Below are 23,006 nucleotides of genomic sequence, written 5' to 3'. Positions count from 1 at the left end.
GCGTATCGATGCTGAAGGCAGCGCTGTTCTCGCCCATGCTTGCCCATGCCTTCCTTCCTGCAATGCTCGGCCGTGAACAGCCGGCGTTCGACAACGTGATCGGGCATCTGTCGGTCGCGACGGACAAGCCTGTTGACATGGTCCGGGTCCACATACCGGATGACGGCTACGACTTCATCAGGAATCTCGCGGCGAGCGGCCCGGACGGAACCGTCGTCATGTCCGACCCTGCCCGCCTGGCCCACTTGCGGCAGGGCCAGGACACCTCTGCCACAGCGGTGCGCACGACGCTTTCGGGCATGCACCACAAAGTTACATCGCTCGACTTCCCGGTGAATTTCGCCAACCTGGCCTTCGATGCCGATCTGGATCTGCTGGTGCTGGCGTTGCCTGCGGCGCGCGAGCCACACTGCAGCTGGATCCACCCCACGCTTGGCTGCAACACGCAGATCCGGCAGCTGGAGAAAGCGTTTGGTGCGCCAGCCAACGTGCTCAAGTTCGAACCGTCACGAACGCTCGCGCAGACGGGCGTGCCGCAGGGCAGTTCCTGCTACGACCTCGACACCTACTACTTCATGATGCGCAATGCGCGCGGCGAGCATGTGGCGCTCGTTTATCCGCCATGCATCCGCGAATCGCCCTCGTCCAAGGCCGCAGCGAAGAGCGGCAGCGTTGGCAGGGCACAGGCCATGTCAATGCTCGAAGAGCTCGACGTCACGATCGTGGAAGTGTCCGAAGCCGACTTCTTGCGCCGCGCCTGTAATTCCATCAGCCCTGAGCCGGGTCAGATTGTTTTCACTGAGCCTGTTTCGAAGGCTCTGCGCAACCGGCTCGCCAAGCTGCACGTGGAGTCCGTGGCGCTTGAAGATTTTGCGCCAGGACGCGAGTTCGGCATCCACTGCCTGACGCTGGAATTGCCGCAGCAGCCAAGGCTCGCCAAGCGCGATCTCTGAAACCTACTTCGCGCGTGGCCTGCCAGGCGCGCCGGGGCTCACGCGCCGGTCGGTCTTCTTTTGCAGCGCCGCGACGTAACCGGGCTCGCCGAGCGCCCAGCCCCGCAACGCTGAGTCTGTGAGTGCACGCTGCGCACCTGAATCAATGCCGGCGTTCACAAGCTCGACGTACGCGGCGTCGCGCGCAAAGGGCGTGTTGCCCAATTCCCAGAAGAGCGGATGCGGCGTCACCAGCTTGTCGGTGCGCAGGCCTGCATAGTGACGGTGACTCGACCACGGATAGTCCACCGGTGCCGCGACCATGCCGGCTCGCACCGGGTTCAGGTCGATGTAGACCATGCAAGCCAGCAAGTACCGCTCGGCCTGGATCAATGTCGATTTGTAGCGGCCCTCCCACAGCGTGCCGGTTCGCGCCTGCCGCTGGTTGAAATAGCGAACGTAGCGCCGGCCCACGGCCTGCATCATCTGCGGGATCGCTTCTGCGCTATCAGGCGTGGCGAGCAGGTGAAAGTGATTGGTCATCAGCACATAGGCGTGCAGCGCGACGCCTTGCGCCCGCGAATGCTCATCCAGCATGGCCAGGAATGCCTCGTAGTCAGCATCTGCCGCAAAGATCGGCTGGCGGTTGTTGCCGCGCTGGATGATGTGATGAGGGTAGCCGGGGACGGTGAGTCGGGGCAGTCGGGCCATCGGGCGGGCAACTAATTGGAATCTGACCCCAATTTTATGACCCCAATTTTAGTGCCGGGTAGCGGATTGCTTCGAGTGCTTCGAGCCCGAACTCGCCGAGCAGCGCGCGCATGCGGTCGGCGGGGGCGCGCTTGCGCTGGCCTGTCCAGCGGGCAAGGATCAGCTCGTTCTTCATGCTGTGCTCCCAGCCAACCAGCTCAGTCACCGTGACTTGGTAGCCGCAGGCTTCGAGGTACAGGCAGCGCAACACGTTGGTGAGCTGGCTGCCCATTTCGCGGGTGTGCAAGGGATGGCGCCACAACTCGGCCAGCGGTGTGCGCGAGAGTGCGAGTGCCTTGTTCTGGCGCAGCGAGGCGGCCAGCTCAGCCTGACAGCACGGCACCAGCACGAGGTGCCGCGCGTGCTTGCGAAGGCCGAAGTCGATGGCGTCGTCGGTCGCTGTGTCGCAGGCGTGCAGCGCCGTGACGACATCGATGTGATCGGGCAGCGCGACGTCTTGCGATGCGGCTGCGGCGCTGATGTTCAGGAACTTCATCCGGTCAAAGCCGAGCCGCGCTGCCAGCGCACGCGACTTGTCGACCAGTTCGGCGCGCGTCTCGACGCCGTAAATCGTGCCTTTGCCCAGCTGCTTGAAATACAGGTCGTACAAAATAAACCCGAGGTACGACTTGCCCGCGCCGTGGTCGGCAAGTGTGGGCCCCGCGTCGCTATCGGGCAGCTCCTTGAGCAATTTTTCGATGAAGCCGTACAGGTGCAGCACCTGCTTGAGCTTGCGGCGCGAGTCCTGGTTGATGCGGCCTTCGCGCGTGAGGATGTGCAGTTCCTTGAGCAGCTCGACAGACTGCCCCGGCCGCAGGTCAAGTGCGTCGCCGCTCATGTCGCTGCCTTGATGCCGAGCGCGCGCCAGCCATCAGGCCCCAGGTCGCGCATCGTCTTCATGTTGGCTTCAAAGATGGCATCGGCCTGCGGGAATGCTTCCACGGCTTTGTCGATGCTCGACTCGCGCAGCAGATGCAGCGTCGGGTAGGGTGAGCGATTGGTGAAGTTCGTGATGTCGTCGGCCTCTGTGTCTGCGAACTGGTAGTGGGGGTGAAAGCTCGCGAGCTGGATCACGCCTTCGAGCTGGCGTTTGCGGATCATGCGCTCTGCCGAATCGAGGAAGTCGTTGAAGTCCAGGAAATCGTGCAGGCAATGCGGCGCGATGAGCAGCGTCGTCTCACGCTGATCCGGCTCACAGGCAACAAGTGCATCGAGTTCGGCTCGCAGGTCAGCCAGAAGCTCGCTCGCCTGTGTGGCCGGGCTCACCGCAAAGTGCACCAGCCCTTTCACATGCACAGCCTTGGCGAACGGGCACAGGTTCAGCCCGATGACTGCGCGTTCCATCCAGTGCTGGGTCTCGCGTTGCGCCTTCAATGAGTCAGGGGATGTCACGAGGATTCGCCAGTGGATGCTGCGTGCGATTCTACGTAGCGTGATTGCCGCAGCAAGCGGCCGATCATCGCCGCGACCAGCAGCCCCGCGCTGGCACACGCTCCTGTCACGAGCCAGCTCCAAGACCAGCCGCCCATGCGTGTCGCGACCCAGGCGACAGCAGGGGGCCCCATGAACTGGCCGAACGCCGAGCATTGGTGCATCCAGCCCAGCGTCGTGGAGATGCTGCGGTCATCCGGCGACACGCGCACGGCCAGCGAAAAGAGCGTGCCGGGAATCAGCCCGCCCACCATCGAGAACATGAGCACGCCCGCAAAGCGGATCGCTGCGACTGTCGCGGCGTCACCTGCAAGCGGCGCGAACGCGAGGACACCGCCAGCGCCCATTGCGAGAAATCCGCAGTACAGCAGCCAGTGTGGCCGCACGCCGCGATGCAAGAGCCGCCCTGCCGTGACATTGCCCGCGATATTGACGGCGGCGGCAAGCGCCGTTGCCGCACCCGCAAGCCCCGCAGCGAGCCCGCTTTGCGCGTAGATCGAAGGCAGGAAGCCGATCACGGCGAGCCACTGGCTCGAATAGAAGGCGAAACATAGCGCGATCAACCACGGCCCCGGAAGTGACAGCGTGCGCCGCAATCGATGCAGCCAGCCTTGCGCGCCGTGGCTTTGCGATGAGTGGGCCAGGGGCTCGTCCGCAGGGATCGCAAGCCACAGCCACGCACCCATGATGGCCGACAGCGCCGCCAGCATGTCCCACCAAAGAGGCCAGCCGAGCGATGCAATCGCGACGGGCCCGCACAGGAGCGCCAGCGCCGTGCCGAACGGCATGTAGGCGCCCCACAGCCCCAGCCAGAGCGGCACACGCGATGCCTCAACCAGGCGGCGAATCAAGCTGGGTGCCGGCATCGAGGCGAGCAGGAAACCGAAACCCTCCACAGCGCGCAGCAGCATGAGCGTCTGCGCGTCGTGCGCGCCGCTGCCGAGGGCACTGGCAAAGGACAGGATGGCCAGACCCGCGACCATCGTGCGCTTCGCGCCTAACGCGTCCGCGGCGAGGCCGACGAGTAGCCCGAGCGACATGCCTGCCAGCTGCACGAGCGACAGCAGGAATCCCGCTTCCAGCAGCGTCACGCCCAACGCCTCGCGCAGCACCGGAATCGCGGTGGGCAACTTGCCGACGTGCAGTGCGGCGCTCACGCCGGCCAGCACCACGATCAACGCGGGATTGATGCGTCGCATGTGCTTCGTGTCAGCTCAGCAGCTTGCGGCCGGTCATGCGCTCGTGTTCGCGTGCTGCGAACCGGTCTGTCATGCCGGCGATGTAGTCGGCAACGGCGCGCGGCGAGTCGACGCGCGCCGTGAAATCAGCGGGCATGCGCCGCGGATCTTCCATGTACGCCGCGAACAGTTCACGCACGACTTGCTTGGCCTGCCCCGTCATCGCCATGACCTGCGGATGGCGATACAGGTTGTGCAGCAGGAAGCGCTTGAGCACTGCCGACTGATTGCGCATGCCTTCAGAAAACATCACGAGTGGTCCGGCCAGGCGAGCTTCAGCCGCGTTGGCGGGCGCACGCGCCTCGATCGCTGCGCGCGTTGAGTCGATCACGTCGTACACCTGCGCGCTGAGCATCCTGCGGATCGATTCGTAGAGCAGGCGCCGGCCCTGCAACTGCGGGAAGTCGCGTGCCGTGTCCGCGCGAAAGGTTTCGAACAGATCGACTTCCTGCAGCTGCTCGATGGTGATGAGCCCCGAGCGAACGCCGTCGTCGATGTCGTGGGCGTTATAGGCAATTTCGTCAGCGAGGTTGCACAGCTGCGCCTCCAGGCTTGGCTGCGTGCGGTCCAGGAACCGCCTGCCAACGCCGTTTGGCTGCTCGTCCTCGATGCGTTGGGCATTGGCGCGCGAGCAATGCTTCAGGATACCTTCGCGTGTTTCAAACGTGAGGTTCAGGCCATTGAACGCGGGGTAACGCTCTTCGAGCTCGTCGACCACACGCAGGCTCTGCAAGTTGTGCTCGAAGCCGCCGCGCTGCTTCATGCAATCGTCAAGCGCATCCTGGCCGGCATGGCCGAAAGGTGTGTGCCCGAGGTCGTGCGCCAGCGCGATGGCTTCGACCAGGTCTTCGTTCAGCGCCAGCGCACGTGCAATCGAGCGGGCCAGCTGCGCCACTTCGAGCGAGTGCGTCAGGCGCGTGCGGAACAGGTCACCCTCGTGATTGAGGAACACCTGCGTCTTGTAGACCAGGCGGCGGAAGGCCGTTGAATGCACGATGCGGTCGCGGTCGCGCTGGAAGTGGGTGCGCGTGGGCGCCGGTGCCTCTGCATGACGCCGGCCGCGCGATTGCGCCGGATCACAGGCATAGCGGGCAAGGCTCACGTCAGGCGGCGCGGCAGCACTGGTCGATGACATCGCGCACCACGCTTTCCGGCGCGGGTCGCATGCTGGCACTGCCCGGCTTGTCGATCACGACGAATCGGATTTCACCGCCTTCGGCTTTCTTGTCGACGCGCATCAGTTGCAGATAGCGGTCTGCGCCGAGTGCTGGGCCGACAACAGGCAGGCCCGCTTGTGCAACGAGCCGCGTGAGCCGCTGCACCAATGCGTCATCGATGAGGCCCAGCCGCATCGACAAATGCGCGGCCATGACCATGCCGCAACCCACGGCTTCACCGTGCAGCCACTCGCCATAGCCGAGACCCGCTTCGATTGCGTGGCCGAACGTATGGCCGAAGTTGAGGATCGCACGCAGGCCTGCTTCGCGCTCGTCCTGCCCGACCACCCACGCCTTGATCTCGCAGCTTCGCTTGACTGCGTGCGCGAGCAACGCAGCGTCGCGCGCCATCAGGCCCGTGATGTTCGCTTCGATCCAGTCGAAGAACTGCATGTCGGCGATCGGGCCGTACTTGATCACCTCGGCCAGCCCGGCGCTGAATTCACGCGCGGCAAGCGTGGAGAGCGTGGCCAGGTCGCACACCACCAGCCGCGGCTGGTAGAACGCGCCGATCATGTTCTTGCCCGCAGGATGGTTGATGGCCGTCTTGCCGCCGACAGACGAGTCCACTTGCGCCAACAGTGTCGTCGCGACCTGCACAAAGGGTACGCCGCGCATGTAGCAGGCGGCGGCAAAGCCAGTCATGTCGCCCACCACGCCGCCGCCCAATGCGTACAGCACTGTCTTTCGATCCGCCTCGCCACCCAGCAATGCATCGAACACAAGGTTGAGCGTTTCCCAGCTCTTGTAGGCCTCGCCATCGGGCAATTCCAGCACCCGGATGGAGCGATACAGGTGCGAAATTCCACGCTGCAGCTGCGCGGCATACAGCGGCGCCACCGTGGTGTTCGTCACGATCATGGCCTGGTCAGCGCGGGGGGCGGCCGAGAAGGTGGCGGCGTCTTCGAGAAGGCCCGCGCCGATGCGAATGGGATAGCTGCGGTCGCCGAGGTCGATGTTGACTTCGGCGATGAAAGAAAGACGCTCAGGCATGTGCGGAGTTTAAGGCGCGGGCGGCGCCAACCCCGCCAGCTCAAGCTGCATCAGGATCTTGCCGACCAGCGCAGGCACCGTGGGCCGGCCGGTTTCGATGATGAAGTGGGCGGCCTGCATGTAGAGCGGGTCGCGTTCGGCATGCAGCTCTCGCAGCTTGGCCATCGGGTCGGCCACCTGCAGCAACGGGCGTTTGTGGTCGTTGCGCACCCGCCGCCAGATCGCCTCGGGCGTGGACCGCAGGTAGATCACAGGGCCGCCTGCGCGCAGGCGCTGCCGGTTTTCTTCGCGCAGCACGGTGCCGCCTCCGGTCGCGAGGACGCCTGTGGACGCACCGGCCAGCTCGGCTATCACCCGGGATTCGAGATCGCGAAAAGCAGTTTCGCCCTCACGGGCGAAGTACTCGCGAATCGAGCAGCCTATGCGCTGCTCGATCACGTGGTCACTGTCGTTGAAGGGCAGGTTGAGCCGCCGGGCCAGATGTCGCCCGACTGTCGACTTGCCAGAGCCCGGCATCCCGACAAGCGAAATGACGCTCATCGGAATGCTGGCCGGAACTTACCGGTCAAGGAATAACAACCTTGCCCAACAGCGTCTGGTTGCCCTTCGGCGTGGTTGCCTTCACGGAAACTTCAGCTCCGATGCAGCTGTCGCCCGCTGCATTGCCCTTGCTGATGATCACGCGATGGAAAGTAGGCGCCGTCGTGTTCTGAACGGTATCGGGGATGACCGACTGCAGCGTGCAGTTGACACCGCCGCTGATGGTCGCGTCGACCTTGGTGCCGTTCGGCATGCCGTTGTTGTTGAAGTCCTGCAGCTTGACCGTCACGCCCGAGGTGCTGATGTCGCTGAATACGGCAGGCAGTGCGAAGCTCGTCGAGAAAGTCACCACGATGCTCGAACGCACGCGGGTCGCTCCCCAGACGCCGTTGCAAGTACTCGGCACATTGAAGACACCGTATTTGCTTGCCGGGCAAACGCTGGTACCGATACCCGCGCTCGGGATGCTCGGGTCGCCCACCTTCTGCTCGGCCGGCGAGGCATTCCAGGTGAAGTCCCAGTTGGAGTCCAGGAACGGCTGGCCCATGTCATAAAACACTTCGCCAGGGTCGTACTTGTTGTTGCCGTTGGCGTCTTCGAAAGGCTCCTCACCTTCGGTGTAGGCCAGGATCGTGACGCGCCCGTCGGCCGGCCTGAAGGCCTGCGAGACGAGGCTCACGGAGCATCCGGATTTGCCGTTCTCATCGATCGTCACGAAGCACGACGCCGTCACCTGGCCGCCTTCGGTGATGAAGGAGATGGGTGTGCCGGCTGGCACGGGTTGGCCGAGGCGGTCCGCCACGAGCACACTCAGCTTGATGATTTCACCGTCGTAGGCATCGCCTTCGATGTTGTACTTGTCGGCCGACAGCGAGAAGAAGTTCTGCACCGGTTGACCGGAGTTCACCGAGAGGTTTGCCGAAGAGGCGGTGATGCCGGTGCCAACAATCGCCGCGTTAACGCTCAGCGGCGTCGGCACAGAGCCCGCCTTGACGATGGCATTGACCAGACCATTCACGTCAGTCGTGAGTGTCTTGGTGGCTGTCGTTCCAGTGTCAGCAAAGGTCACGCCTGCGGCGATGGCCGATGTGGAAAGACTGACCAACACCTGCGTGCCGGGGCCCACACCATTGCCGCTCGCGTCGACAACCTTGAACTGGACCGTCGCCTGCTTGACGCCAAAGGCTGCCTGCAGCGTATAGATCGTTGTGGGGTCAGCCTTGACGAACAACAGGTTGGTCGGTGTCGCTGCACTGATCGTGAGGTTGGCGGTTGCAGATGCAGCCGCGCCGGTGGCGGAAGCCGTGATCGTTGCAGTGCCAGCCGAGCATCCGGTTGCCTGGAAGGTCGAGACTGCCTTGCCCGCGGAATTGGAAGTCACCTGGGCCGGAGCGAATGAGCCGCAATTCGCGGTGAAGCTCACCTGCACCGGTGTACCCGTTGCTGCAGCGCCATTCACGTTGACATCCACGCTGACGGGAGTCGACTGGAACGTCGTGAGTGTGGGTTGTGTCGCCGTGAAATTCGTGAGCGTGACGTTCGCAGCCGATGTCTGAATGTCGATCGTGGCAGTCAGGTTGACCGGTGTGCTGGCTTGCGGCACCGTCGCGTTGGCCGTAATCGTTTCAGCGCCGGCAGTCGTCAGTGACGCAGGCACCAGCTGAACCTTTGCGACGCCGGCGGCGTCCGTCAGGACTTGCCCGGTCGACGGCTGGAACTTCGTCAGGTTCGAACCCGAGAGGAACACGACCAGTTTGTTCGGCACAGCTGCGCCGGCGCCATCCTTGAGGACAGCCTTGGCGAACACCACATTACCGTTGGTCACGGAATTGTTGGAAATTTGTGCGCCAGCAGAGTCCACGATGCTCAGCGTCAATGTCGGCGTGAGCGGTGCACCGGTCGATGTGACCTGGATGTCGATGCTGGCAGAAAGCGCCGTGGGGTCGCCTGTGCTGTTGTCAATAGTGGCCGCCACGCTGATCGTGCCTGCCCCAGCAGCAGTGCTTGAGGCGGGCGTCAACAGGACGCGGGCGACGCCGTTCGCGTCGGTCAGCACCGAGCCGCTGGCAGGCGTGAACTTCACGAGCGCAGAGGCGCCTGAAAACGAAACCAGCTTGTTGACAATCGCAGCGCCGCTGCCGTCCTTCAGGACCGCCTTGGCGAACACCGGCGTGCCGCCGATGCTGTTGCCGACGATCGCTGCGTCTGCCGAGTTGACCAGGGAAATGGTCAATGTCGGCAATGACGGAGTTACCACGGGCGGGGTGCCGCCACCCGTCGTCGTGCCGGCGCTACCGCCTCCGCCGCCGCAAGCCGCGACGACGGCTGCAACGAGCAGCGCCACCAGCAATTTAAAAATCTGCGTCATGTGACTACTTCCTCTTCCTGGTTGCGTTAGCGGGCGGCTGACCGGTCCGCGATCATTTTGGGTGTGATGAAGACGAGCATTTCCTGCTTGTTCGAACTGCGCGTTCTTGTCTTGAACGCATTTCCGACGATGGGCAAGTCACCCAGCAGCGGAACCTTGGCTTCGTTCTCGGCTTCCGTCAGTTCAAAAATGCCACCGATCACCACGGTGCCGCCGTTTTCCACGAGCACCTGCGTCTTGATGTGCTTGGTGTTGATGGCGATACCGGCAGCCGTCGTCTCACCGCGGCTGTCCTTGCTGATATCAAGGTCAAGGATGATGTTGCCTTCAGGCGTGATTTGCGGCGTGACTTCAAGCTTCAATGTGGCCTTGCGGAACGCCACCGATGTTGCGCCACTCGACGTCGCCTGCTGGTAAGGGAATTCCGTACCTTGCTCGATGATGGCCTTGGTCTGGTCGGCGGTCACGATACGCGGGCTGGACACCAGCCGGCCCTTGCCATCGGCCTCCAGCGCGGAGAGTTCCAGATTCAGGAAGCGGTTGGCGGCCGAGCTGAACAGGGAGATCGCGAAGGTGGAAGGGCTGAAGCCGCCCTGGCCCGCCGCCGGCAGGTTGACGAAGGTGGTGCTGACGGTATCGAGCGCACTGGCCACCGTCTCGCCTGCCGTTGCCGACACGGCGTTGTACGTGCCGCCCAATGCGACGCGCGTATTGTTGCCGAGGGAATAGCCGGCATCACCGCCGCGGACACCGCGCAAGTCGCTGCCGCCCAGGCGCACACCGAGCGACTTGCCGAACGTGTCGGAAGCTTCGACGATGCGCGCTTCAATCAGCACCTGCCGCACGGCAATGTCGAGCTTGCCGATCAGCTCCTGCACGGCTTCCAGTCTGGAGGTGATGTCAGTCACGAAGATCTGGTTGGTGCGCGGCTCGGCGATCACGCTGCCGCGCGTGCTGAGAATTCGCGCAGCGCCCGTACCCGAGGTGATCTGCGCTGCGATGTCCGCAGCCTTGGTGTAGTTCAGCTGGAAAGACTGCGTGCGCACGGACTCCAGGCTCTGGATCGCCACGCGCGACTCCAGGTCGAGTTTTTCCTTGGCCGCAATTTCATCCTTCGGTGCGATCCAGATCACGTTGCCCTGCTTGCGCATGCCCAGGCCCTTGGCCTGCAGGACGATGTCCAGCGCCTGGTCCCATGGCACGTCTTTCAAGCGCAGCGTCACGGAGCCGGTCACTGAATCGGAAGTGACGATGTTGAAATTGGTGAAGTCGGCGATGACCTGCAACAGCGAACGCACTTCGATGTTCTGGAAGTTCAGCGAGAGCTTTTCACCAGCAAAACCCGGGCCTTGCGTCAGCTTGGTCGGATCGATCTTCTGCTGGCGCACTTCGACGACGAACTGGTTGTCACTCTGGTAGGCCGAGTGTTCCCACAGGCCCTTGGGCTCGATGACCACGCGCACGCGGTCTCCAGCCTGGAACGTGGTGACGGTTTGTACGGGCGTGCCGAAGTCGGACACATCGAGCTTCCTGCGCAGGCCCTCGGGCAGCGAAGACTTCAGGAATTCGACCACGAGGTTCTGGCCTTGCTGGCGAATGTCCACACCGACCTGGTTGCTCGGCAGCGCAACGATCACACGACCCGAGCTGTCAGCGCCGCGACGGAAGTCGAGATCGCGGATGGGCTGAGTGTCGACGTTGCGGCTCTCGGCAAAAGCAGGCTGCTGTGAAACGGCGGCAGGCGCCGCGACGCCACCGCCTTCGAGAACCACCAGCAGCGACTTGCCTTGCAATTGCGCGCGGTAGCTTGCCGCAGATTTGAGGTTCAGGACGATGCGCGTGCGCTCGCCGGACTGCACCACGTTGACCGACCGCACGTTGCCCTGGTTGATGTCGATCGTGGAGCGCCCCATACCGTTGGTGGCACCGGGCACATCCAGCGCGATGCGCGCGGGCGACTGGATCGCAAAGCCGGCCGGCACTGCCGGCAGCGGTTGCGAGAAGTCGATGCGTATCACGTCCGTGCCGCCCTGGATCGAGCTGGTGACAGACTCCACCACAGCCTGGGCCCACGAACCGCTTGAGGCGAGGAGCGCTGCGCCGAACAGCAGCGCTCGTTGCCAATGGAGCCAGTTCTTGTTCATTTCGACCTCTCTTGCAAATTCAATGTAGCTGGGCGTTCAATCCACTCGCCGGCGGCGTCCTGCACGATCTCGCGCAGCACCACCTCTGTCTCGCTCACCTTCACAATCTTTCCGTAGTTCTGGCCGAGATACATGCCCGGCTTGACCTGGTAGAGCAGGTTGTCCACCTTGACCAGGCCTACGGGATTGCCGTCGCGCAACATCATGCCGACCATCTTCATGGCATCGAGCGGGAAGGCTTCGAGCGGCTCCTTGCGGCGGGCGAGCTCAGGCGCGACCAGCGCGGCATTCGACGTCGATTGCGACGACTCGCTCTTGAGCGCCTGCGTGAGCTTCTGTGTGCTGAACGGGTCGGTCGCGCTTTCCTGTGTGTAGGCCTGCGGCGTGAACTTCTTGGGCTCGGGAATAGGCTGCACGCGCGGCTTGGTCTGGGCCCGCTGCTCGTTCATCCACTCCTGCAATTCTTCCTGCCCGGACTGCCCGCAGGCCGACACGAGCAGCGCCACTGAAACCGCCATCGAAATCCTGGTCGCGTTCATTTCTTGGCCGCTCCTGGTGCAGCCTTGCGCTGGGCCGCGACTTCTTCGGAGTCGAGGTAGCGGAAGGTCTTGGCCGTGGCATCCATGGTGAGGATGCCGCCGCCGCCCGGAACCACCGCGACGTTATTGAGCGTCACGATTCGCGAGAGGTTGGCAATGTCAGAGGCAAACGCGCCTACGTCGTGGAACCTGCCCGTGACGCGCAGTGCAATAGGCAACTCGGCGTAGTATTCCTTGACGCTCACGTTGCCCGGTCGGAACAGCTCGAAATTCAGGCTGCGACCCAGGCCCGCCTGGTTGATGTCGGACAGCAGGGCATCCATTTCAGCCTTGCTCGGCAGCTGCTTTTCAAGCTGCGTCACGTATTGCTGGACCTGGTTGCGCTGTTTCTTCAGTGCGTCCAGGTTGACGGCTTCGGCGAGTTTTTTCTTGTAGTCATCGCGAAGGGTGAGCTCCTTCTTCTGCTCGACTTCGAGTTCGTCCGCGGAACTGCTCAGCCACGAGAACCAGAGCGCCACCACGATGCCGATCATGAGTACCAGGCACAGAAGTGCGCGCGGCAGGATCGGCCAGGAGGACGGGTCTTCCGGGTTCAGGCCACGGAACTGTCCGACGAGCGCCTGTTGCAGCGCTGCGGTATCGATTTTTGGGGTCTTGATGGTTGCCATGGCGATCAGGTCTTGGCGGGGCCGGAAGCGGCGGCCGAAGCTGAAGCTGCCGATGCGGGTGCAACGGCGGCGGAGGCGCCACTGCCAGCAGCAGCGGCTTTCTGGGCCTCGCTGGCGCGCAGCAGGCGCAGGCGCATCACAAAGCTGGACACCCGCCGCTGGTCGCGCGGGGTGAGCGCTACCTGCGCCGCAGTGATTTCAACCAGTTCAGGGCGCGAGAGCCAGGCGCTCTTGGAGCCCAGGTTGCGCAGCAGCTCGGACACGCGCTCGTTCGACTGGGCCATGCCCGTGATGGTGACGACCTGGTTTTCCTGCCTGAGGCTCGTGACGTACACGCCGTCAGGCAACTGCCTGACCAGTTCGTTGAGCAGGTGGACCGGCATGTTGCGGTCGGCCTGCAGGTCTTCGACCGCCTGTTGCCGCGCACGCAGTGCGGCAATTTCGGCCTGCAGGTTTGCAATGTCCTTGATCTGGGCTTCCAGCCGCTTGATTTCCGTCTGAAGGACGGTGTTGCGGCTCTGCTGGCTGGAAATCTGCGCGGCGTACCAGAGGTAGATCACGCCGGCGATCACACCGCCTGCGAGCGCCGAGGCGCCCAGCGCTGCGTAGAACGCATCACGTCGGCGCTTGCGGGCCGCCTCCCGGTGCGGCAACAGGTTGATCAGGATCACTGCAAGAACCTCCGCATCGCCAGGCCACACGAGGTGAGATAGGAAGGCGCTTCACGGCGCATCTTCTTTTCGCGGACACCCTCGCCGACCTTCATGCCCTCGAACGGGTTCGCCAGGTTGCAGGGGAATGAGGTCTGCAGCGTGACGGCGTCTGTCAGCCCGGGCAGTGCGGCGGAACCGCCTGCGAGCATGACGTAGTCGACGCGATTGTGGGGTGTGCTGGTGAAGAAGAACTGCATCGCGCGAGCCACTTCCTGGGCCATGCCATCCACGAAGGGCTTGAGCACGCCTGTCTCGTAGTCTTCCGGCAGGTCCCCGTTGCGCTTCTTGCTTTCAGCTTCTTCCGGCGAAAAGCCGTATTGGCGAACGATCAGCTGGGTGAGCTGGGCGCCACCGAATGCCTGGTCCCGGTCATACAGCACTTCGTCGTTGCGAATGACCTGCATGCTGGTGGTGAAGGCGCCGACTTCGAACAACGCCACCATCGTGTCGACACCCTGGTTAGGCAGCGACTGGATCAGGCGGCCTGCAGCCAGACGCGAGGCGTACGACTCGACGTCGATGATCATGGGCTTGAGGCCTGCGGCCTCGGCCAGACCCTGACGATCCTGGACCTTTTCCTTGCGGGAGGCAGCGATCAGTACTTCGACGTCGCCCTGGGAGTTATTGCTGGGCCCGATGACACAGAAGTCTAGACTCACTTCGTCGAGCGAGAACGGGATGTACTGATTGGCTTCGGCCTCGACCTGGACCTCAAGCTCCTGCTCGGACAACCCACCCGGCAGCACGATCTTCTTGGTGATCACTGCTGAGGGCGGCAGTGCCATGGCCACACTCTTGGTGCGGGTGCCGCTTTTCTTGACGACGCGACGCATCGCCTCGGCGACTTCCTCGAATTTTTCGACGTTTCCGTCGGTGATCCAGCCGCGCTCAAGCGGCTCGATAGCGCAACGCTCAAGAATGAGGTTGCCTTCTTTGTCCCTGCCAAGCTCGACCAGCTTCACGCTGGAAGAGCTGATATCCAAACCCAGCAAGGGAGCCGCCTGACGGCTAAACAGCGAACTCAAAGCGTTCAACTCGGTCTCCTGAAACGCGGACTGCTAGGCGTAACCAAACTTAAGATTTCACGTTGAATGCTAGCAGTAACATCCTTGTCTCTCAAAGGTTTTTTCCTGTTTGGACCCATGAGACCGTTGCCAAAACCCTACGTGCTTGGGGCCTGCAAGAGCAAAAAGCCCGGCGCGGAAATACCTCCTTACAGATGACCTTCGCGCATGATGGTCAGGCTCCGCGCGATCAGCCCCCATTTTTATAATGACCCAGACGACGCTCCAAGAGAAACTTCATGCCTTCTGATTCCCCTGCCGACAATTCCGCGTCGTCACAACCCCGGCGCGACACGTTCGGCCTGACCGGCTGGCGACGCGCGCTCGCCCGGTTCGCCATGTGGACAGGCGGCATTGCCCTGGCGGGCCTGGTCTCCATCCTGATCGTCATCGGCGTCGCACTGGCTGTGGCTTATCCGAACCTGCCCGATGTGTCCGACCTGTCGGATTACCGGCCCAAGTTGCCGTTGCGCATCTATTCGGCCGACAACGTGCTCATCGGCGAATTCGGCGAGGAGCGCCGCAACCTCACGCCCATCGACCAGATCCCCAAGGTGATGAAAGATGCCGTGCTCGCCATCGAGGACTCACGGTTCTATTCGCACGGCGGCGTCGATTACCGGGGCCTGATGCGTGCCGGGCTGGCCAATCTCGGCCGCGCCAAGAGCCAGGGCGCCTCCACGATCACCATGCAGGTGGCCCGCAATGTTTACCTGTCGTCGGAGAAGACTTTCACCCGAAAGCTTTACGAGGTGCTGCTGACGTTCAAGCTCGAGCATCAGCTGACCAAGGACCAGATCCTCGAGATCTATATGAACCAGATCTTCCTGGGCAACCGGGCCTATGGGTTCGCGGCGGCGGCCGAGGCCTACTTCGGCAAGCCCATGAAAGACCTGACCATTGCCGAAGCGGCGATGCTTGCCGGCCTGCCGAAGGCGCCGTCGGCCTACAACCCGATCACCAATCCGAGCCGGGCGCGCGCACGCCAGCAGTACATCATCGACCGCATGCTGGAGAACGGCTTCATCACTACAGGGGAGGCAGAAGCCGCCAGAGCGCAGGAGCTGAAGATCCGCGTGGGCACTGACAACACGAAAGCGCACGCCGAGTACATTGCCGAGACGGTGCGCCAGCTCGTGTATTCGCAATACGGGGACGACGCCTACACCCGCGGCCTGAACGTATACACGACCGTCAATGCGGTCGAACAGGAAGCGGCTTACAAAGCGCTGCGCAAGGGAATCATGGATTACGAGCGCCGCCAGATCTACCGCGGCCCCGAAGAGTTCATCGACCTGCCTGACAACCAGAAAGAGGCCGATGAGGCGATCGACGACGCGCTTGCCGAGCATCCTGACAACGGTGATGTGATGGCCGCCGTCGTGCTTGAAGCCACGCCCAAGCGAATTCTTGCCGTGCGCCAGAACAGCGAGCGCGTGGAAATTACAGGTGAGGGCCTGCGGCCTGCGCAGTCGGGCTTGTCCGACAAGGCCCCGCCCAAGATCAAGTTGCGCAAGGGTGCCGTGATCAGGGTGGTTCGCACGCCCAAGGGCGCGTGGGAAATTACGCAGATTCCGGAAGTCGAAGGCGCGTTCGTCGCCATCGATCCGCGCGATGGCGGCATCCACGCGCTGGTGGGCGGCTTTGATTTCAACAAGAACAAGTTCAACCACGTCACGCAGGCGTGGCGCCAGCCCGGCTCGGGCTTCAAGCCGTTCATTTACTCCGCCGCGCTCGAAAAGGGCTTCACGCCGACCACGGTGGTCAACGACGCACCCCTTTTCTTTGATGCGGGGGTCACGGGCGGCCAGCCATGGGAGCCGAAGAACTACGACGGAAAGTTCGAAGGGCCGATGCCGCTGCACACGGCGCTGGCGAAATCCAAGAACATGGTGTCGATCCGCGTGCTGCAAGCCGTGGGTGCCCAGAACGCGCAGGACTGGATCACCCGATTCGGCTTCGACGCCGAGAAGCATCCGCCTTACCTCACCATGGCACTGGGCGCGGGCTCGGTCACTCCCATGCAGATGGCGACGGGTTATGCCGTGTTCGCCAATGGGGGCTACCGGGTCAACCCGTGGCTGATCACCAAGATCACCGATCAGCGCGGCAAGACCCTGGTGGAAAGCCAGCCGCCGCTGCCCAATGAGTCTGTGCGCGCCATTGACGCGCGCAACGCATTCATCATGGAGCGCCTGCTGCAGGAAGTGGCACGCTCGGGCACCGCCGCGCGCGCGCAAGCCATGCTCAAGCGCCCGGACCTGTACGGCAAGACAGGCACGACCAACGACTCGATCGATACCTGGTTCAACGGCTTCCAGCCCAATTTGGTGGCCATCGTGTGGATGGGCTATGACACGCCGCGCTCGCTGGGCGACCGCGAAACCGGTGGCGGCCTGAGCCTGCCCGTGTGGATCAATTTCATGGAGACAGCGCTCAAGGGCGTGCCCGTGATGGAGCCGAAGGCGCCAGAAGGCGTCGTCAATATTGGCGGCGAGTGGTACTACGACGAGTATTCGCGCGGCGGTGGCGTGAGCAACGTGGGTGGCACTTCCATGGAAGCAGGTCCGGGCAGCCCGGTTGTCCCGGCAGTTGCGGGCACTGCGGGTGCTCCTGCACCTCGCTCACCAGAAGACAAGAGCCTGCTCAATTCTGACGGCCTGCCGCCGGGCCGCCCCCCAGCGTCACCCACCGAGGAGCGCAAGTCGATACTCGACCTCTTCCGCAACTAGGCGCGCAGAGATTTCATGAGAACACGAGCGGGGTGCCACCCTGCTCGCTCGCATAGCGGGACAGGTTCTCAAACAGCTCGCCGTTGCCTTTGGTGTCCATCCAGCGCTCGCCGTCGAACTTGTAGTGAAAGCCGCCAGCCTTGGCGGCGACCCACACTTCCTGCAACGGCTTTTGCAGGTTCACGATGATCTGCGACTTGTTCGCGAACGTGATCGTCACCATGCCCCCGACGCGTTGGTTGTCCAGATCCGCGTCGCCCTCGTCATTGAGGCGATCGCATGAAGCCTCGATGCGGCTGAGCGCAGCTTCGGCGTGATCCAGGTATTCGGTGTCGGTCATTACAATTTCGCGATGCTTGATGTTTTCCAAATTCTAGTGACGCGGCGACCTGCGCAGCTTGTCCTTGCGCTCATAGTGGTCGCCTCGCTCACGGCATGCGGCCAGAAAGGCAAGCTCTACTTGCCGCAAGGGGAAGCCGCGAAAGACCGGGCCACATTACCTGAGATCATCAGTCCGTCGCGCGCTCCTGCGGCGAGCGCCTCTGCTGCCTCGCCTGCACCTGCACCTGCACCCGCACCCGCGAGCGTCACGCCGACCGGCCAGGCCAACCCGGTACCTCGCCCATGAGCGAGTCACTCCTGCCCGGCCACCCTCACTTCGCCTATCGCGCAAGCGACCTCTTCGTCGAGGGCGTGCGTGTCGCCGATCTCGCGCGCCGCCACGGCACGCCGCTGTTCATCTACTCGAAGTCATCCATGCTCGACGCGCTCGCTGCATACCAGCGGGGCTTCGCGGGCCGCAAGTCGAAGATCTGCTACGCGATGAAGGCGAATTCCTCGCTTGGCGTCCTGCAGGTTTTTGCGCAGGCGGGCTGCGGCTTCGATATCGTCTCCGGCGGTGAACTCGAACGTGTGCTGGCCGTCGGCGCTCAGGGCAAGGACATCATTTTCTCGGGCGTCGGCAAGACACGCGCGGAAATGAAGCGCGCACTCGATGTCGGCATTGGCTGCTTCAACGTCGAGAGCGAAGCCGAGCTGGAAGTGCTCAACGAAGTCGCCGCCGCTGCGGGCAAGGTTGCGCCCGTGAGCATCCGCGTCAATCCGGACGTTGACCCGAAGACGCATCCGTATATCTCAACCGGCCTGAAGGGCAACAAGTTCGGCATTGCGCATGAGCGCACGCTGGCCGCCTACCAGCGGGCTGCGTCGCGCAAGGCGCTGCGAGTCGTCGGCATCGACTGTCACATCGGCTCGCAGATCACCGACGAGTCGCCCTACCTCGACGCAATGGATCGTGTGCTCGACCTCGTTCAATCGATCGAGGCGGCGGGCATTCCATTGCGGCACATCGACTTTGGCGGCGGGCTTGGAATTTCCTACGACGCAGACCAGCCGCCTGCTGCCGATGCGCTGTGGGCCAAGCTCTTTGCCAAGCTCGACGCGCGTGGGTTCGGCGATCGTGAGTTCATGATCGAGCCGGGCCGCTCGCTGGTGGGCAATGCCGGCGTGTGCGTGACTGAAGTGCTGTACCTCAAGCCGGGCGAGCACAAGAACTTCTGCATCGTGGACGCGGCGATGAACGACCTGCCGCGCCCCGCCATGTACCAGGCCTTTCACATGATCGAGCCGGTGACGCGCCGCAGCGAGCTCGCGACGCATTACGACGTGGTCGGCCCCGTATGCGAGAGCGGCGACTGGATCGGCCGTGACCGCGCTTTAGCCGTGCAAACCGGCGACATGCTCGCCGTGATGTCCGCCGGCGCATATTGCATGAGCATGGCCAGCAACTACAACACGCGAGGCCGCGCAGCTGAAGTGCTGGTCGAAGGCGAGAAGTCCTGGCTTATCCGCGAACGCGAGACGGCGGCTGACCAGATGCGCGCGGAGCGCCTGCCGACCTGAGCCGGGCGAACTGCACGACGCGCCAGCCGAGCAGCACGGCGAGGATGGCCGCGTAAACAGCAACTTCCGCAAAGTTGTTTTTGCCGGCGCGCATCCAGAAGAAGTGCAGGATGCCCAGGCCGGCCACCGCATAAACCAGCTTGTGCAGCAACTGCCAGCGGCGCGCACCCATCGCCTTGATCGCCCGGTTGAAAGACGTTGCGGCCAGTGGCGTCAGCAGCACGAACCCGGCAAAGCCCACCAGGATGAAGGGCCGCTTCGCGATGTCCTTGGCGATATCGGCGAGGTCCAAACCCATGTCGAACCACGCGTACCCGAGCAAGTGCAAGACGACGTAGAAGTATGTGAAGAGGCCGAGCATGCGCCGAAAGCGCGCCAGCGCCGGCGTTTTGGTCACGACGCGCAGCGGCGTGATGGCCAGTGTGAGGCAGAGAAAGCGCAGCGTCCAGTCACCCAATGAGCGTATGAGGTGCTCTGCTGGATTTGCGCCCAGATTGTTGGTGAATGCCGCATAGACCAGCCACACGAGAGGCAACAAAGCCAGCAAGAAAACCGCTGGCTTCGCAGCTGGGTGCAACAGGGCCTTCGCGGCGCCCATCAAAAGTTCTTCTTCAGGTCCATGCCGGCGTAGAGCTGGCCCACCTGAGCTTCGTACCCGTTGAACATCAGCGTCTTGCGCTTCTTGGCGAACAGGCCGTCTTCGCCGATGCGGCGCTCAGTGGCTTGTGACCAGCGCGGGTGATCCACATCGGGATTCACGTTCGAATAGAAGCCGTATTCATTGGCTGCCGCCTTGTTCCACGCGGTCTTCGGCTCGCGGTCCGTGAAGCGGATGCGCACCAGGCTCTTGCCGCTCTTGAAGCCATATTTCCACGGCACCACAAGACGCACCGGTGCGCCGTTCTGATTGGGCAGCACTTCGCCATACATGCCGAACGTGAGCAGAGTCAGCGGATTCATCGCCTCATCCATGCGCAGCGCTTCAACATACGGCCAATCGAGCACGCGCGAGCCAACAAAGGGCATCGTCTTCGGATCGGCCTGCGAGATGAACTCGACGTACTTGGCGTTGCCGAGCGGCTCCACTTTCTGGATCAGGTGGCTGAGCGAATAGCCGACCCACGGAATGACCATTGACCAGCCTTCGACACAGCGCAGGCGGTAAATGCGCTCTTCCTGCGCGGAGAGCTTGATCAGGTCTTCAAGCTGGTACTTGGCGGGCTTTTTGACGAGGCCATCGACCTCAACAACCCACGGCGTGGTCTTGAGCGTGTGTGCGTTCTTCGCCGGATCGGCCTTGTCGGTGCCGAATTCGTAGAAGTTGTTGTAGCTGCTCGCATCTTTGTAGTCAGTGACTTTGTCCATCGTCACCGCACCGGGCACGGCTGATTTGGCACCAGCTAACGCCGCCAGCTTGTTGGGCCGCGTTACTTGCGCCAATGCGTCACGTGAAGCCCAGGTAGCCAGGGCAGCGCCTGCAGCACCGCCAGCCATCAGCTGAATCAGCCGGCGCCGGTCGCGATAGACCGCCTGCGACGTGATCTCGCTGGAATTGGGGTGGATGAAACCGTCGTCGCGCTTGATGAGCATGGTGGTGATCCTTGTACTGCCATTGGTAGATGTACGCGCGGCATTCTTACAAGGATTCAGATTCCATGCTTTGCGGCATCCGTCTGTGCCCAGACCATCGGTTCTATCCACGCGCATTGTGTCTTTGGAATCATTTCGCTTGGCGCAAACGCGCTACCGCGCCTGGGCCGACTCCATCAGCGGCTTCCCTACCCCGAAACCGCCAAATCGTCATCTCCGCACACCCACCATATCCCGAAACCAGACTTCACATGACCAGAGTAAGCACTCCTCCTCTCCGTCCCTTGGCTCACCCCGACAATACCGGCCCTGACACACGAACGGATCCGACACAACAATTTGAATCGCGTCCATTGACCATTGAGCCAAATCCTGATTTGCCCATCGGCCCCAACGTCGCGAACATTGGCGCAAGCGTGGCCCATGAGCCGCGCGGTGTGCTGTCCTTGGACGTCTCACCTTCCGATCCGTCGGCCAGCGAATGTGCCGTCGGACCATCCACTCCCACGCAACAGCAGGCCCTCTTGGCGCAGGAGCCAGACGGCCGGTCGCCCGTCGTCATGCATGTTGGTCGCCCGCCAAACCAAGCGCTCGATTCCCTGCACCGAAGAATTGCCAGACTCGTGACGCTAAGCGAGCCAGAGCCGGGCGTGTTGGAACAAAAGACGGGCTGGGAGCAGGACGCCATGGACCTGATTGCGGAAATCGACAAAGGTGACGCAAGCGCGAAAGATGAACTGCTTACAAAGCTGGAAAAAGGATTGCCCTCTACGTCCAGAGCGAGCACTGAAATTCGCAGGCGACGCGAGGCGCAGGTTTTGGAGTTGCTCAGTTTCGCAGGGTACCTGCTGACGATCGAAGGCGACGAGTTCGATGCAGAAGCCGCACTGACTGCAATCCACAATGTGATCGACCAAATTGTGTCGTGCCCCAACAAAACTCAACAGTCAACCTTGAGTATCCAACTGCTGGGCTTACTGGGCACTAGTTCCCATCCAAGTATTCTCAAAGCCGCCACTGGCGATCTCTTCCGGCGGGTCGAGTCTTCCAGGACTTGCGTCAGCGCATTTCAGGAACAACGACCAGCCATCTTCAAAACCTCGGGCGCAGACGAGTTCGAAGCGCTCGCAACCAGAATCAATACGCTGACTGATGCGCTTCAAAGCCAAGGCGCGGCTGCTGCCGATCTGCGTGGGAGTTTGGCGAAGATCTGTGAGGACTTGGAAAAGCGCATCCCGCGTGACCAACAACAGATCGGCAGCTCGTTGCGACTGATGCTCTCGCTAGTGACTGGTACCAATAAAGCGCTCGCCGTTGAGCTTCTCGATTCCCTGAACGGGGTTCAGGCCGCGCCAGGCCCGCAGGATCAAAGCTCGCGCGCACCTGGCGAATACGCTCAGGGAAGGCAGCAATCTGGCCAGAACGAAGTTCCCGATTCGGGCGAGTCAAAAACGCCACCAGCGCGTGAGCTCCATCCGCTGGGCCGCTACGGCGAACCGATGAAGCAACTCGGAGAATCGACCGCCGCTGAGCTACGCGCCGCCATTACCAGCCACAACAACGACTTCAAAACGTGGGGACTGACGCTCACTGTTCTTGTGCCTCAGCTCATCAACAAAATCATTCGGCTCAAACACAACGAGTCGATGCAGCTTGTCAGTCAGTTGGAGGAAATCCTCAAGCAATGGGAACCGCCGGCGGATCAAAAATGGAAAACAGTCATCGACAACTTGATCGCAATGTATTTCACCGGTGGGACATCAAATGCCGACCTCGTAGGCAACCAAATCTCAGTTCTTCTGCGGGCTTGGAAGCAAATGGGCGACGACACTTACGCCTACGTCAACGACCTGACTAGCACTATCAACACCCTTGATGCCACTCCGAAGCAAGTGATGACTGACTATCTCATCCGCGGGATAGAAGGTTTGTCAAAGGCACCAGGATCAAACGAATCAAAAGGATCGGCTGCGCAAACTGATGTCGATGCTGATGCAATTGCCGAATTGCAGGCACTCGTCTTCAATGGACTGTTCCCGCAAACCTGACCAGCCTCGCCTCGCTCCCGACCGCTTAACGGCGCAGCGAGGCATATTTACGGGGGGCTGGAATCCAGCAAAGCCGATCACTTGGAACTGACTGATCCAGCTTCACCCAACCCGAATCAAGCTGCGGCCCGCGGCGG

The 23,006-nt window shown here is 62.4% G+C and carries 21 protein-coding genes; 5 read left to right on the top strand and 16 right to left on the bottom strand.

Annotated elements, in window-relative coordinates:
* The first annotated feature begins 8 nt into the window (after positions 1-8).
* A complete protein-coding gene (locus GHT07_RS07655; RefSeq protein ID WP_153584478.1) occupies positions 9-953 on the top strand; it encodes a hypothetical protein in 945 nt (314 codons plus the stop codon).
* Between the two features lie 3 nt (positions 954-956).
* Here GHT07_RS07655 and GHT07_RS07650 read toward each other — a convergent pair whose 3' ends face one another.
* Genes GHT07_RS07650 through GHT07_RS07590 form a run of 13 tightly spaced genes read right to left on the bottom strand, consistent with a single transcriptional unit; the run spans position 957 to position 14,567 of the window.
* Positions 957-1,643, bottom strand: coding sequence for an REP-associated tyrosine transposase (locus GHT07_RS07650; RefSeq protein ID WP_153584477.1), 687 nt, complete (start codon positions 1,641-1,643; stop codon positions 957-959).
* A 34-nt stretch (positions 1,644-1,677) separates the two neighbouring features.
* A complete protein-coding gene (locus GHT07_RS07645; protein ID WP_153584476.1) occupies positions 1,678-2,520 on the bottom strand; it encodes a class I SAM-dependent methyltransferase in 843 nt (280 codons plus the stop codon).
* Positions 2,517-3,074, bottom strand: a complete 558-nt coding sequence (locus GHT07_RS07640; RefSeq protein WP_395687352.1) for a DUF1415 domain-containing protein — start codon at positions 3,072-3,074, stop codon at positions 2,517-2,519. Before GHT07_RS07640 ends, GHT07_RS07645 begins: the two co-directional genes overlap by 4 nt.
* The gene (locus GHT07_RS07635; RefSeq protein WP_153584475.1) at positions 3,071-4,312 is read right to left on the bottom strand and encodes an MFS transporter; all 1,242 of its coding nucleotides are present in this window, start codon (positions 4,310-4,312) and stop codon (positions 3,071-3,073) included. Before GHT07_RS07635 ends, GHT07_RS07640 begins: the two co-directional genes overlap by 4 nt.
* A gap of 10 nt (positions 4,313-4,322) precedes the next feature.
* A complete protein-coding gene (locus GHT07_RS07630; RefSeq protein WP_153584474.1) occupies positions 4,323-5,486 on the bottom strand; it encodes a deoxyguanosinetriphosphate triphosphohydrolase in 1,164 nt (387 codons plus the stop codon).
* Positions 5,455-6,561, bottom strand: coding sequence for a 3-dehydroquinate synthase (gene aroB / locus GHT07_RS07625; protein WP_153584473.1), 1,107 nt, complete (start codon positions 6,559-6,561; stop codon positions 5,455-5,457). The genes GHT07_RS07630 and aroB overlap by 32 nt, the downstream gene beginning before the upstream one ends.
* 9 nt (positions 6,562-6,570) lie before the next feature.
* On the bottom strand, positions 6,571-7,101 hold the full coding sequence (locus GHT07_RS07620) for a shikimate kinase (protein WP_153584472.1): 531 nt from the start codon (positions 7,099-7,101) through the stop codon (positions 6,571-6,573).
* Positions 7,102-7,126: 25 nt separating this feature from the next.
* Complete coding sequence (locus GHT07_RS07615; protein ID WP_153584471.1) at positions 7,127-9,469, bottom strand: hypothetical protein; 2,343 nt, start codon at positions 9,467-9,469, stop codon at positions 7,127-7,129.
* A 26-nt stretch (positions 9,470-9,495) separates the two neighbouring features.
* Positions 9,496-11,613: a type IV pilus secretin PilQ gene (pilQ, locus tag GHT07_RS07610; protein ID WP_153584470.1), complete on the bottom strand. Its 2,118-nt coding sequence runs from the start codon at positions 11,611-11,613 to the stop codon at positions 9,496-9,498.
* Positions 11,610-12,152: a pilus assembly protein PilP gene (locus tag GHT07_RS07605; RefSeq protein ID WP_153584469.1), complete on the bottom strand. Its 543-nt coding sequence runs from the start codon at positions 12,150-12,152 to the stop codon at positions 11,610-11,612. The genes pilQ and GHT07_RS07605 overlap by 4 nt, the downstream gene beginning before the upstream one ends.
* Positions 12,149-12,820: a type IV pilus inner membrane component PilO gene (locus GHT07_RS07600; RefSeq protein ID WP_153584468.1), complete on the bottom strand. Its 672-nt coding sequence runs from the start codon at positions 12,818-12,820 to the stop codon at positions 12,149-12,151. Before GHT07_RS07600 ends, GHT07_RS07605 begins: the two co-directional genes overlap by 4 nt.
* A gap of 5 nt (positions 12,821-12,825) precedes the next feature.
* Complete coding sequence (locus tag GHT07_RS07595) at positions 12,826-13,491, bottom strand: PilN domain-containing protein (RefSeq protein WP_323740834.1); 666 nt, start codon at positions 13,489-13,491, stop codon at positions 12,826-12,828.
* The gene (locus tag GHT07_RS07590; RefSeq protein ID WP_153584467.1) at positions 13,488-14,567 is read right to left on the bottom strand and encodes a pilus assembly protein PilM; all 1,080 of its coding nucleotides are present in this window, start codon (positions 14,565-14,567) and stop codon (positions 13,488-13,490) included. Before GHT07_RS07590 ends, GHT07_RS07595 begins: the two co-directional genes overlap by 4 nt.
* A gap of 269 nt (positions 14,568-14,836) precedes the next feature.
* On the opposite strand from GHT07_RS07590, the gene GHT07_RS07585 reads away from it, so the two are divergent.
* A complete protein-coding gene (locus GHT07_RS07585) occupies positions 14,837-17,329 on the top strand; it encodes a penicillin-binding protein 1A (protein WP_153584466.1) in 2,493 nt (830 codons plus the stop codon).
* 13 nt (positions 17,330-17,342) lie between these two features.
* Here GHT07_RS07585 and cyaY read toward each other — a convergent pair whose 3' ends face one another.
* Entirely contained in the window at positions 17,343-17,669 is a 327-nt protein-coding gene (cyaY, locus tag GHT07_RS07580) for an iron donor protein CyaY (protein ID WP_153584465.1), read from the bottom strand.
* Positions 17,670-17,681: 12 nt separating this feature from the next.
* On the opposite strand from cyaY, the gene lptM reads away from it, so the two are divergent.
* Together lptM and lysA are read left to right on the top strand one after the other, a co-directional pair.
* Positions 17,682-17,957 (top strand): LPS translocon maturation chaperone LptM, encoded by a 276-nt coding sequence (lptM, locus tag GHT07_RS21785; protein WP_153584464.1) that lies wholly within the window; start codon positions 17,682-17,684, stop codon positions 17,955-17,957.
* The gene (lysA, locus tag GHT07_RS07570; RefSeq protein ID WP_153584463.1) at positions 17,954-19,231 is read left to right on the top strand and encodes a diaminopimelate decarboxylase; all 1,278 of its coding nucleotides are present in this window, start codon (positions 17,954-17,956) and stop codon (positions 19,229-19,231) included. Before lptM ends, lysA begins: the two co-directional genes overlap by 4 nt.
* Here the strand turns inward: lysA and GHT07_RS07565 are convergent.
* Both GHT07_RS07565 and msrP read right to left on the bottom strand, forming a co-directional pair.
* Positions 19,173-19,829, bottom strand: a complete 657-nt coding sequence (locus GHT07_RS07565; protein ID WP_153584462.1) for a protein-methionine-sulfoxide reductase heme-binding subunit MsrQ — start codon at positions 19,827-19,829, stop codon at positions 19,173-19,175. The two genes, lysA and GHT07_RS07565, sit on opposite strands and share 59 nt — an antisense overlap.
* A complete protein-coding gene (gene msrP, locus GHT07_RS07560) occupies positions 19,829-20,821 on the bottom strand; it encodes a protein-methionine-sulfoxide reductase catalytic subunit MsrP (protein ID WP_153584461.1) in 993 nt (330 codons plus the stop codon). Before msrP ends, GHT07_RS07565 begins: the two co-directional genes overlap by 1 nt.
* A gap of 353 nt (positions 20,822-21,174) precedes the next feature.
* Here msrP and GHT07_RS07555 point away from each other — a divergent pair, with 353 nt between their 5' ends.
* Positions 21,175-22,869, top strand: coding sequence for a hypothetical protein (locus GHT07_RS07555; RefSeq protein ID WP_153584460.1), 1,695 nt, complete (start codon positions 21,175-21,177; stop codon positions 22,867-22,869).
* The last annotated feature ends 137 nt before the right edge of the window (positions 22,870-23,006 follow it).

The organism is Caenimonas koreensis DSM 17982, from assembly GCF_009646335.1.
GTDB lineage: Bacteria > Pseudomonadota > Gammaproteobacteria > Burkholderiales > Burkholderiaceae_C > Ramlibacter > Ramlibacter koreensis.
Note: the sequence above shows the minus strand (reverse complement) of the source record. Positions and strands in the feature narration are given on the sequence as shown.

Excerpts from the sequence above, each read along its gene's own strand:
- GHT07_RS07605 (WP_153584469.1), bottom strand. The coding sequence starts at position 12,152 with ATGAACGCGACCAGGATTTCGATGGCGGTTTCAGTGGCGCTGCTCGTG.
- GHT07_RS07600 (WP_153584468.1), bottom strand. The coding sequence starts at position 12,820 with ATGGCAACCATCAAGACCCCAAAAATCGATACCGCAGCGCTGCAACAG.
- GHT07_RS07635 (WP_153584475.1), bottom strand. The coding sequence starts at position 4,312 with ATGCGACGCATCAATCCCGCGTTGATCGTGGTGCTGGCCGGCGTGAGC.
- GHT07_RS07585 (WP_153584466.1), top strand. The coding sequence starts at position 14,837 with ATGCCTTCTGATTCCCCTGCCGACAATTCCGCGTCGTCACAACCCCGG.
- GHT07_RS07615 (WP_153584471.1), bottom strand. The coding sequence starts at position 9,469 with ATGACGCAGATTTTTAAATTGCTGGTGGCGCTGCTCGTTGCAGCCGTC.
- aroB (WP_153584473.1), bottom strand. The coding sequence starts at position 6,561 with ATGCCTGAGCGTCTTTCTTTCATCGCCGAAGTCAACATCGACCTCGGC.
- GHT07_RS07655 (WP_153584478.1), top strand. The coding sequence starts at position 9 with ATGCTGAAGGCAGCGCTGTTCTCGCCCATGCTTGCCCATGCCTTCCTT.
- GHT07_RS07565 (WP_153584462.1), bottom strand. The coding sequence starts at position 19,829 with ATGGGCGCCGCGAAGGCCCTGTTGCACCCAGCTGCGAAGCCAGCGGTT.
- GHT07_RS07630 (WP_153584474.1), bottom strand. The coding sequence starts at position 5,486 with ATGTCATCGACCAGTGCTGCCGCGCCGCCTGACGTGAGCCTTGCCCGC.
- lptM (WP_153584464.1), top strand. The coding sequence starts at position 17,682 with ATGCTTGATGTTTTCCAAATTCTAGTGACGCGGCGACCTGCGCAGCTT.
- msrP (WP_153584461.1), bottom strand. The coding sequence starts at position 20,821 with ATGCTCATCAAGCGCGACGACGGTTTCATCCACCCCAATTCCAGCGAG.
- GHT07_RS07650 (WP_153584477.1), bottom strand. The coding sequence starts at position 1,643 with ATGGCCCGACTGCCCCGACTCACCGTCCCCGGCTACCCTCATCACATC.
- pilQ (WP_153584470.1), bottom strand. The coding sequence starts at position 11,613 with ATGAACAAGAACTGGCTCCATTGGCAACGAGCGCTGCTGTTCGGCGCA.
- lysA (WP_153584463.1), top strand. The coding sequence starts at position 17,954 with ATGAGCGAGTCACTCCTGCCCGGCCACCCTCACTTCGCCTATCGCGCA.
- cyaY (WP_153584465.1), bottom strand. The coding sequence starts at position 17,669 with ATGACCGACACCGAATACCTGGATCACGCCGAAGCTGCGCTCAGCCGC.
- GHT07_RS07620 (WP_153584472.1), bottom strand. The coding sequence starts at position 7,101 with ATGAGCGTCATTTCGCTTGTCGGGATGCCGGGCTCTGGCAAGTCGACA.
- GHT07_RS07645 (WP_153584476.1), bottom strand. The coding sequence starts at position 2,520 with ATGAGCGGCGACGCACTTGACCTGCGGCCGGGGCAGTCTGTCGAGCTG.